The sequence below is a fragment of the Terriglobales bacterium genome (assembly GCA_035567895.1).
GTDB lineage: Bacteria > Acidobacteriota > Terriglobia > Terriglobales > Acidobacteriaceae > Gp1-AA112.
The window spans coordinates 194,199-203,094 of record DATMPC010000013.1; the positions used below are offsets into that span (position 1 = coordinate 194,199).

An 8,896-nucleotide genomic window follows, 5' to 3' on the forward strand; every position below is an offset into this window, starting at 1 on the left:
CGATGCCCCTATTGCCTATTGCGCATTGCTTATAGCTTTCTTCGCTTTGTGTCGTAATGGGAAGTTCTGCCGGGCTCAAAAAGCGCACATTAGGCAGGGAACGTTTTGGTCCTCTGGTTTCGAGTTCCGGGATAAGTCTCTTCAGCGGGAGTGAACGGCTGAATGCTCTGCACAGACTCGTTGGAGGAAGTGGCTGTCCGTTCCGCCCTGGTGGCCCACGGAATATCCGCAAAGAATGTCTACGTCGTAAGTTCTGGCTAGTTGGTTGCCGAGTTTTTCCATCTGAATCGCTGCCTCGGCGTTACCTTGCGCCCACAGGAGTTGCACACATTCTCCGAAAATTGCAACGCGGCCCTGTCCTTCCTTTGCCGCCTGCGCCGCGGTTACAAGAAGATTGCCCAACTGCGTCATGAATCGAACTGAATCCGGCATGTCATCGATCATGAAAGTCGAGAGCGCGTCAGCAGCATCCACCGCGATATATCTACTTTGCTCAATCGCGGCGCCGATATTCAAGCCCTCTGTGTGTAATCTCGCAAGAAGCTCATCCCGGTGTAACTCGGTCGCGACGACGACGGCCGCCCTCCCGGCCCTGAGGGCTGCCCCGATGAACTGGGTACCGTCATCAAGAAAATACCTATCCTCGGTATATAGCCCCACTTCATGGCGCCGGGCGGTCGCCCTCTTCTGCTGCTGGGGTTGTGTGAAGACACCGTCACTTCCGCTAGCTTCTGAAACTTGCGCGCCCGAAAGACTCGAGAAACCATTTCCTACAAACCGCTTCCCGATGAATTGCTCACCCCGCAGAACGGCATTCACAGCGGCTAGTAGATCGCGTCCCGCGTCCGCCTTCACGACGTAACCACATGCCCCTGTGCTTAGCGCTCCCCGCACCATGTCTGGCGATGAATGTTCGCTGATAAACAGGATCTTCGACTGTGGTGCTACGCGACGGATTCGTGGCGCGGCTTCGATTCCGCTCAGGTTCGGAAGTCCGATGTCCAGTAGAATCAGGTCGGGTTGCAGTTCTTCCGCCCGCTGAACCGCCTCCAATCCATCCGACACCTCGCCTATGAGTTGTAGGTCCGGATGCCCTTGCAATGTCGAATAGACGAATCGTCGAAACGGTTCGAAATCGTCGACCAGCAGAACCCGAATGGAAGATGTAGCCAATTGGTCCTTCTACGACTGTAGATTTGAACCCGAACAGCCACTGAGAGTCGTGTGGGGACAGCGTCTGCACCATCCGGACGCGGCGGAAAAGAAGGTGAAGTATGGCTCAAGATACACCCCAAAGGCTTTCTACGAAAGAGTGAACCTAATTTTAAGTAGCGCGAACCTGCGCCACGCGTGGACGGCTGACAACCCTGGCTATGCCGAGTGCTTCGGGCTTAGCGGACTTTGCCTTCTAGTTGCACTTACCCGAATCCTTCGGTGCCGGCATCCACAGCCAATTGGCAGCGCCGCTGTCGTCGCGCGGTTCGAGGGTCCATTCTGCGCGATTAAGCTTGCGGACTACCACTTCGTTGCTGCCTTCTTTGTCCACCTTCCAGCCCGTGATCTCCAGCTTGTCGCCTTTGGTGAACGTCCAGGTCAGGGCGTCGACGAACCATTTTGGTCCGACTCGAAGCTCGTAGGTTTGTTCGTTGGCTTTGACGGTGACAAACACTCCCGGAGCCTTGCAGGTTCCGCCGAGGCTCCGCTGCTGGATGTCGTCCACCACGCCGGTAATCTTGATGCGCGATGCCTCATCGTATTTGGCCTTGGTAGGAGCATGCGCAGGAGGGCTCTGCGCGAAGGACAAAACGGTCACCCAGAGAACACAAGCTGCAAGGACACAGTTGCGTTTCATCTCGTACCTCCTCTGTGAGAGGCGGACTACTGGTTCAGAATTTGAGCAAAGTGTACTCCCAAAACGCTCTCGCCGGGGTGACCTCCGTCACGAAAAAGAGAACGGAAGGCCCTCCGTTCCAGGCGTGTCCGGCAACCTAAATTCCAGGAATTCTGAAAAAACAAGGAAAACAACAGAGTGTTATTCGAATTCGCTCTGGAAATCATCGAATTCTGCCCAAAATCTGCAAATTCCGCTCAAAACCAGGGAATTAACAGGGAATTCTGTGGATTTCCCCCTAAGCCACTTTCAGCAAAGCACTTGTTCTGTTTTGGGACAAGATTCAAAAAAATAACAGCGAGCGAGCAGGGAATTCCTCCCGTCATAGGGCGTTTTCCCGCCGCCTCGACCGAGATCCGCGGCGTGGGTTGAAGGCGGCCATTCCCTGTCCCCTCATCACCCCGTGTCCTCCGTGGCTCTGTGATGAACCGCGTCTTTGATGCCGTCTGAATCCGTAGCATCCATGCGATGCCTGTCATGTTTGTATAATCGCCCGGCGTGGATCAGAAGCAGTGGCTTCGAGTAGGCGGCATCGCCGCGCTCGTCCTGGGTACCGCGTACATCGTCATTATTCCCTTGTACGCCCACGTGGGAGCTCCGCCCAGTGGTGGCGAGGCCTGGTTCAAGTACCTTCCAGGAAAGACGACGATCTGGTGGGCGATTCTTGGTCTATCCGTCTTCACGGATTTCCTCTTCGTGCCAGTTGCATTTGCCCTTTACCTGGCGTTGAAACAGGTGAACAGAAACGCGATGCGGCTGGCGACGGCCTTCGTGGGGCTGTTTGTCGTCCTGGATTTGGCAGTAACCTGGACGCATTACGCCTCAATCCTCATTCTCTACAGCAACTACGCTCGAAGCGCCGACGACGTCCAGCGGGCGAGTTACGTCGCGGCCGCCAACTATGCGTCTGCAGTACTGGCCTCCCCACTGGAAATCGTGTACGCAATCGTGACCCTCTCGTTCGGAATCCTCGTGATCGGTTTCGTAATGCTAAAAGGGGTCTTCAACAAGATCACGGCCTGGTTAGGCCTGGTCACCGGCATCCTTGGGATGGTTTCGCTTGCGGGCTTCAATCTGACCGTAATCCTGAATGCGCTCTTCGCCACGGCCTGGATCTTGTTTGTCGGCTACAGACTCTGTCGGCTCGCTCAGGAGTGATCCAAGGCACCCGGTGACGCGCATCATTTTTCCGCCGGGCTCATCCAATCGATTATGGGTAACGAACTAGCAGTTTCGGTGCTGGATCTGGTAGGCATGCGAGCAGGAGAGTCAGCGGGCAGCGCGATTGACCGGTCGGCGGATCTGGCCCGGCATGTGGAGAAGCTGGGATACAAGCGTTACTGGCTGGCAGAACACCATTCCATTTCGGGACTTGCCTGTTCGGCCACGCCAGTGCTGATTGGGCATGTGGCAGGAGCGACGAAGACAATTCGCGTGGGCAGCGGCGGCGTGATGCTTCCGAACCATGCCCCGCTCGTAGTGGCAGAACAGTTTGGCACGCTGGAGGCGCTTTACCCCGGACGAATTGACCTGGGATTGGGGCGCGCCCCGGGTGGTGACTCTGCGACGATGCGCGCATTGCGAAGAGATCTGGGTCAAGGCGGAGAGGACTTTCCGCAACTGCTCGAAGAACTGCAGGCATATCTCGGACCTGAGAGGCCGGGGCAGGTGGTGAAAGCGATTCCCGGGCAGGGAAGTAATGTCCCGATTACGTTGTTAGGGTCAAGCGACTTCAGCGCGTCACTGGCTGCTCAACGCGGATTGCCATTTGCCTTTGCCGCTCACTTCGCTCCCGATTACCTGTACGCTGCGGCGCAGTTGTACCGCGACCGTTTCCAGCCCAGTGAGGCATTGCGAAAGCCGTACTTTATGGTGGGAGTGCAGGTGATTGCAGCCGAGACGGACGCGAAAGCCCAGCGGCTATTCACAACACCGCTGCAGCGCTTTCTGCGTCTGATCCGGAACCAGCCGGTGGAGTTGTTGCCGCCGGTGGATTCCATGGAGCCCCTATGGCACGACCATGAGCGAGCAGCCGTGGAGAGTAGATTGGGCGCGGCGATTGTGGGATCGGATGCGACCGTAAAGGCGAAACTGCAGAAGTTGGTGGATGATACAGGAGCCGACGAGGTGATCGTCGTGACTGATACCTATGAGCATGCCGACAGGCTGGAGTCATATCGGCGAATGAGCAAGATTGCGCCGACGATTGAACTGAAGTCTAACGTGCTGTTAGGAGCTTGAGCGGGCTGGCGGCCTTCCCGAAGCAGCACCGGGATCGCCCTTGACTCCGTGTCCTCTGTGTCTCTGTGGTGAACTGTGGTTTTGATCCTTGGTGTCCGTGTGCGTTGACCGGAGACAAGCGCCAGGCGAGAGTCTGTGTTGCTTGGAGCGACAGAATCCATACTGAAACAGGCGTCTTCAGGATTTTGCCGCCGCCAGGCGCTGCTCCTTGGCGCCCATGATCAAGAGCCAGAGCATGGTCGCCACCTCTCCCAGCGTAAGAGGTTGGCTAATGCTGAAGACCTTGTCTTCGTGCCCTGGGAACAGAAAGCCGGTAAAGCTGAACGCCAACCAGGCGAAGCAAGCCAGTATCAGCCAGACGCCGAGAACGCGGGGCAGGAAGCGCGATCTGTACACCAGCAGGCCGAATGGAAGGAGCCACAGGCCCCAAAAGATCGCGTTGGCCAGGTCAAGGTGGTGATGCAGGTTAAGGAACAGCATGACGAAGGCCTCGCGCTGCGGCTTGTCCACGACTGACAGGAATTCAGAGCCGCGAACGAACAGCAGGACAGCTACGTCAGTCACTGAGTTGACGAAGAATATAGGCACTTGCATCAGGCTGCCCAGGATCACCATCAAGACAGCGAGCCCGTGGTCGACTCCCTTAAACAGTCGATAAAGAGCCAACGGGACGAGCATCCAAAGAACACTGCCCAGCAGGGAACTGACAATGCCCACGCGGAAGAGCGACTCGTGCGCAGCGATATTGTTGACCGTCGCTGCCGCGTTCCCATGCACGACTAAGGTGTTGGGAATGTAGATGAGGCGCACGATGCCAACCACTGAAGCCAAAATGTATAGGAGCCCTGCGACTCTGGCGTTCCTGCTGAGCGAGGTCATGCGTCCTCCCATGTGAGGAGTTCAGCCTGAGGTACGTTGAAAGCGGCCAAAAGTTCAACTTGTAGAAGGAAAAGTGGCGATACCGCCCTCCGAAAATCGCGGAGGTAGGGCATCTCTTTCTGGGTTCATCAGCGAGAAGCAAAACGCAAAGACGGGCACCCGGATCGGTTTGACAATGATGTATGCGAAGCATAGGGTCGAAAGTGAGCAAAATCGTTTCGCTCTTTCAGGTCTCCTGAGCTAAGTCAGCCCATCTGAAGTTCTCTCCTCTTAGATCTCACAATTTATCCGAGGCTCCTTCGTGATGAGGCCGCGCACTATTTTGCTGGTCGACAGCGATCAGTCCACGCGTCGCCAGCGCGTGATCATGCTGCTTACTCACGGCTTCCTGGTGCGCGCTGCGGGGAGAATCGAGGATTTGGAACTCCCGTTCGCCATCCCTGCGCCGGACCTGGTCCTGTTGCGCGCGGAAGAGCCTCCAGATCGGTCTGACAGCGCGTACATGTTGATTCGCAATGCCGCGCCGCGCCAACGAATTGGATTCCTTGTGGACGACAGTCACTATCTTTGTGAGTTGCATGTTGACGGCGTCCTGGTCCGTCCTCGCGAAGAGCTCGCCGGAGATCTAATTCAATCCGTAGAAGCGATGTTCGAAGCTGAGTTTGAAAACTCCGCGAAAAGTGCCTTGGTTGGGAGCTGAAGTATGCGTTTGTTTTTGTTTCGAATGAAAGATGGGAATTGCGTCGTCGTTTATTCCAAAGATGAGACCTCTGCGGTAGCCATTCTGAACGAGATGGGGGTGCAGAGCTCGCCCGCCAGCGTGCGGCCGATAAAAAGGTTCGTAGCTAACTTTGCGCTCACCGACGCAGGTGATCTGCGAACTACGTTGCTTGAACCGGGCACTCTCAAAGAACTTGCGCCGGATTACCCTTTGCTCCAAGCTGCCCGAACGCACTCCTACGCTGACTTTGGGAGCTCTAATACCGATAGTCGATCCCAACCGGTTCTATTTGACGATTCCACGCGTGAGCACTTGAAAGACTGGAACCATCGCGATGAAGATTTGATCGGTTACGCTGTTCAGCAGGAACGCGAACGATTCTCGAATTGAAACGTCTGGCGCAGACGAGCCTTGGTTTGACAAAGCCACATGCGGGGTATACGGTTCAGAGTGAGTGAGTTTCCTTCTCCTCTTTCAGATCCTCTGAACTAAGTCAGCCCATCTGAAGTCCTCCTTCCTTAGTCATTCGTCGGCAGAATTGAGCTGAAAAATGCTCTCAAATTTCCTAAAGCGGGCTTCGATTGCGGCCCTGCTAATTGCCGTCTTTGTTTCCACCTCGCCAAAGTTCGGACTCGCGCTGACATTAGTCGCATGCATTGGAGCGTGTGTGGCGTGTGGCGAGGCCTTGCGGGCCAAAGAGTATGGTTGGGCAGGTTTGTTTCTAGCGGTAATACTGATTTTTAATCCGGTGTTCCCGCTGCCGCTGCCCTACACCTACGCTCTCGTCGTGAACTTTCTCTGCCTTGGCTTGTTTGCAAGCTCTCTGGTCCATTCAAGGGAGCTTTTGCCTTTGCCGGTAGCTCCGATCAAACGATAAGAGGGTTACTGCCAAGGACGCGGAAGGAGTCTGATATGCGCAACGAAGAGTTTTCAAGAGAAATAAATGCCATCGAGCGCATTTTAGAGTCTGCCATTACTCTGAGCTGGCAAGATCTCACGACGAACTTCGTACCTATCGCCATGCAAGTTGAGTATCAAAGGCGACCGGATCAAGCGCTGGAGCACTTAAAGCTTTGGTCATCCGCCTCGCGCGGCCACTGGAACCTGGTTTGCGAATACTGGATGCACTCGACTGCAACCCACTCACAGGGGATCACGTTCACCGAGACGTACTCTTCCGCTGGTTTGACGCGCATGCTAGACGCAATCATGCAGAATCAGCGATCGTTTGCTGTTCCTCACAGTGACTTCGCCAACGGGCTCGTTCAGATTGCGCCCCCTGACAAAACCCAATCGATTGCCGCCAAACACCTGATGGTTGAGATGCTGCAACGGATCACATCGCGAACTTCGGCGGGAGCAGCTACAGCGGCATTAAGGTACGCCACAGATCATCCGATGGTCTCGAATTGAAGTTACAAAAACCGCACTTTTTCCGAGTAACCGCCGGATCACTTAAGGAGAACCATAATGAAACTGTATGTAGGCAACCTGGGTTTTATGACGACTGACGTTCAACTGCAGGCGCTCTTTGCGGAGCACGGAGTGGTGAACAGCGCGAAAGTGATTCGCGATCAGGATAGCGGACAGGGAAGAGGATTTGGCTTTGTAGAAATGGCGGATGCCGAGGCGCAACGGGCCATCGAGTCGCTGAATGGAAAAACCATAGAAGGCCGGGCACTCACCGTAAATGAAGCTCGTCCTGCGAAACAAAGCGACGGAAGAGGTCGCGGAAGCTCTGAAAAGCGGGGCTTCGGTCAGTACGGCAGACGCTAGATCTTTTCCACTCGGAGTGGCAAGACCCGCGCCGAAGTTCCGAAACTCGGATAGTGAAGATTCCTTCCGGTTTGGCGAGAACCAGACGCGATGGCCAGATCAGGCTGGCTGTTAGGTTGTGATCACCAATCGGCAGCCCGGCTGGTCGCGCTGCCAGGCATTCTCAATATCCGCGAGCGGAACCCTTTCCGTGTCTAAATGAAGGTCCCCTTTTGCGGCATATGCCATCACTTGCTGAAAGGCTTGGACCAAAACGTCGCGAGATGGAATCCCCGCAGTGCCCAGAAGTGTTAGTGCCGTACTGCGCAGCACGGCGGCTGGAAGCGTGATGGTCGGCGCAGCGCTCTCCCCGGCCTGAACGAAGCGGGTCTCGGATTGGATAACGGCGAATTCTCTTCGTGTTATGGCAGCCAGAAGCACCTCCGCAGGGAGTCCCCAAACGTAATCGAGCACCACTTGGAACCCGGACTGACCAGCTTCCCGCAGAAATGCGTCGCTGAGTTCATTCGCAGGCAAAGCGAGAGAAATTGTCGCGTCGGCGCCCAGACTGGTGAGCGTCTTTAGCAGGTCTTGATTGCGTCCGGCGGCAACGACCCGAGCAGCCCCAAGAAGCTTCGCAATCTTTACCGCTAGTTTGCCAGTCACGCCCGTCGCCCCGAGGATTAGGACGTTTTCACCTCGCACCAACTTTGCTCGGTAGGCCAGCGAAAGCCAGGCTGAGACACCAGGGTTGGGCAGAGCCGCGGCGGTCTCGTCGTCCACATTTTCCGGAACTGGGAACGTAAAGGCGCAGGGCACAATCGTACGCTGTGCCATCGCACCGAAGGGTGCTCGGGGTGCTCCGAAGAAGACCCGCGTACCGTCGTCAAGGCACCCAACTCCATCCATGCCGCACACGGCGGGTAGTTTGCGGTACCCTGCGTAGTGCGAGCCGCTGGCCATTTGCTTATCGATGGGTTTGAGCGCGGCGGCCCGAACGTGAACGATCACCTCGTTTTCTGCCGCAACAGGTTCAGGAAACTGCTCGAAGCGAGGTGGTTGATTGATGGTGTGTAGCACGGCAGCGTTCATGCTCGCGTCCTTTCACAATGACTGAATTTATTTCGATCAGTACATTCTTCGAACCATGTCATTGATTCCCTTTGTTGCCTTTCGCTCATCTGCCCCGTACTCTAGCTACATTCGTCTTGGCCTGCTAACGAGAAAGTGGCGATTTTTATCGGGAAAGGGTCGATCTCGCAAATTTCATGTTCTCAGTCCCCAAGAATGTGGAGGAACTGCGCCGCCTCGCCGAGAGCGACGTACCAGTACTCGCATTTGCCTTCAAGAGGCGTGCGGCTGAGGATTGGGCACCCGAGCACAGTCACGCACGTGGGCAGTTCTTCGCA

At 55.8% G+C, this 8,896-nt stretch carries 11 protein-coding genes; 7 read left to right on the plus strand and 4 right to left on the minus strand.

Features of this window, described 5'->3' with window-relative positions; all coding sequences use genetic code 11:
• Positions 1-141 precede the first annotated feature (141 nt).
• Both VNX88_04715 and VNX88_04720 read right to left on the minus strand, forming a co-directional pair.
• Complete coding sequence (locus VNX88_04715) at positions 142-1,173, minus strand: response regulator (protein HWY67943.1); 1,032 nt, start codon at positions 1,171-1,173, stop codon at positions 142-144.
• Between the two features lie 235 nt (positions 1,174-1,408).
• Complete coding sequence (locus VNX88_04720) at positions 1,409-1,852, minus strand: hypothetical protein (protein HWY67944.1); 444 nt, start codon at positions 1,850-1,852, stop codon at positions 1,409-1,411.
• Between the two features lie 537 nt (positions 1,853-2,389).
• Between VNX88_04720 and VNX88_04725 the strand changes: the two genes are divergently transcribed.
• Together VNX88_04725 and VNX88_04730 are read left to right on the plus strand one after the other, a co-directional pair.
• The gene (locus VNX88_04725) at positions 2,390-3,049 is read left to right on the plus strand and encodes a hypothetical protein (protein ID HWY67945.1); all 660 of its coding nucleotides are present in this window, start codon (positions 2,390-2,392) and stop codon (positions 3,047-3,049) included.
• Positions 3,050-3,103: 54 nt separating this feature from the next.
• Positions 3,104-4,132: an LLM class flavin-dependent oxidoreductase gene (locus VNX88_04730; protein ID HWY67946.1), complete on the plus strand. Its 1,029-nt coding sequence runs from the start codon at positions 3,104-3,106 to the stop codon at positions 4,130-4,132.
• Between the two features lie 177 nt (positions 4,133-4,309).
• Here the strand turns inward: VNX88_04730 and VNX88_04735 are convergent, their stop codons facing one another.
• Complete coding sequence (locus VNX88_04735; protein HWY67947.1) at positions 4,310-5,011, minus strand: DUF4386 domain-containing protein; 702 nt, start codon at positions 5,009-5,011, stop codon at positions 4,310-4,312.
• Between the two features lie 304 nt (positions 5,012-5,315).
• On the opposite strand from VNX88_04735, the gene VNX88_04740 reads away from it, so the two are divergent.
• From VNX88_04740 to VNX88_04760, 5 genes are all read left to right on the plus strand, one after another.
• Positions 5,316-5,711, plus strand: coding sequence for a hypothetical protein (locus tag VNX88_04740; GenBank protein ID HWY67948.1), 396 nt, complete (start codon positions 5,316-5,318; stop codon positions 5,709-5,711).
• 3 nt (positions 5,712-5,714) lie between these two features.
• Positions 5,715-6,122 (plus strand): hypothetical protein, encoded by a 408-nt coding sequence (locus VNX88_04745; protein HWY67949.1) that lies wholly within the window; start codon positions 5,715-5,717, stop codon positions 6,120-6,122.
• 160 nt (positions 6,123-6,282) lie between these two features.
• Positions 6,283-6,609, plus strand: a complete 327-nt coding sequence (locus VNX88_04750) for a DUF6804 family protein (protein ID HWY67950.1) — start codon at positions 6,283-6,285, stop codon at positions 6,607-6,609.
• Positions 6,610-6,644: 35 nt separating this feature from the next.
• The gene (locus VNX88_04755; protein ID HWY67951.1) at positions 6,645-7,145 is read left to right on the plus strand and encodes a hypothetical protein; all 501 of its coding nucleotides are present in this window, start codon (positions 6,645-6,647) and stop codon (positions 7,143-7,145) included.
• Positions 7,146-7,202: 57 nt separating this feature from the next.
• On the plus strand, positions 7,203-7,508 hold the full coding sequence (locus VNX88_04760; GenBank protein HWY67952.1) for a hypothetical protein: 306 nt from the start codon (positions 7,203-7,205) through the stop codon (positions 7,506-7,508).
• Positions 7,509-7,619: 111 nt separating this feature from the next.
• Here the strand turns inward: VNX88_04760 and VNX88_04765 are convergent, their stop codons facing one another.
• Positions 7,620-8,579 (minus strand): zinc-binding alcohol dehydrogenase family protein, encoded by a 960-nt coding sequence (locus tag VNX88_04765; GenBank protein HWY67953.1) that lies wholly within the window; start codon positions 8,577-8,579, stop codon positions 7,620-7,622.
• Positions 8,580-8,896 lie beyond the last annotated feature (317 nt).

Excerpts from the sequence above, each read along its gene's own strand:
- VNX88_04735 (HWY67947.1), bottom strand. The coding sequence starts at position 5,011 with ATGACCTCGCTCAGCAGGAACGCCAGAGTCGCAGGGCTCCTATACATT.
- VNX88_04755 (HWY67951.1), top strand. The coding sequence starts at position 6,645 with ATGCGCAACGAAGAGTTTTCAAGAGAAATAAATGCCATCGAGCGCATT.
- VNX88_04745 (HWY67949.1), top strand. The coding sequence starts at position 5,715 with ATGCGTTTGTTTTTGTTTCGAATGAAAGATGGGAATTGCGTCGTCGTT.
- VNX88_04730 (HWY67946.1), top strand. The coding sequence starts at position 3,104 with ATGGGTAACGAACTAGCAGTTTCGGTGCTGGATCTGGTAGGCATGCGA.
- VNX88_04750 (HWY67950.1), top strand. The coding sequence starts at position 6,283 with ATGCTCTCAAATTTCCTAAAGCGGGCTTCGATTGCGGCCCTGCTAATT.
- VNX88_04740 (HWY67948.1), top strand. The coding sequence starts at position 5,316 with ATGAGGCCGCGCACTATTTTGCTGGTCGACAGCGATCAGTCCACGCGT.
- VNX88_04760 (HWY67952.1), top strand. The coding sequence starts at position 7,203 with ATGAAACTGTATGTAGGCAACCTGGGTTTTATGACGACTGACGTTCAA.
- VNX88_04765 (HWY67953.1), bottom strand. The coding sequence starts at position 8,579 with ATGAACGCTGCCGTGCTACACACCATCAATCAACCACCTCGCTTCGAG.
- VNX88_04720 (HWY67944.1), bottom strand. The coding sequence starts at position 1,852 with ATGAAACGCAACTGTGTCCTTGCAGCTTGTGTTCTCTGGGTGACCGTT.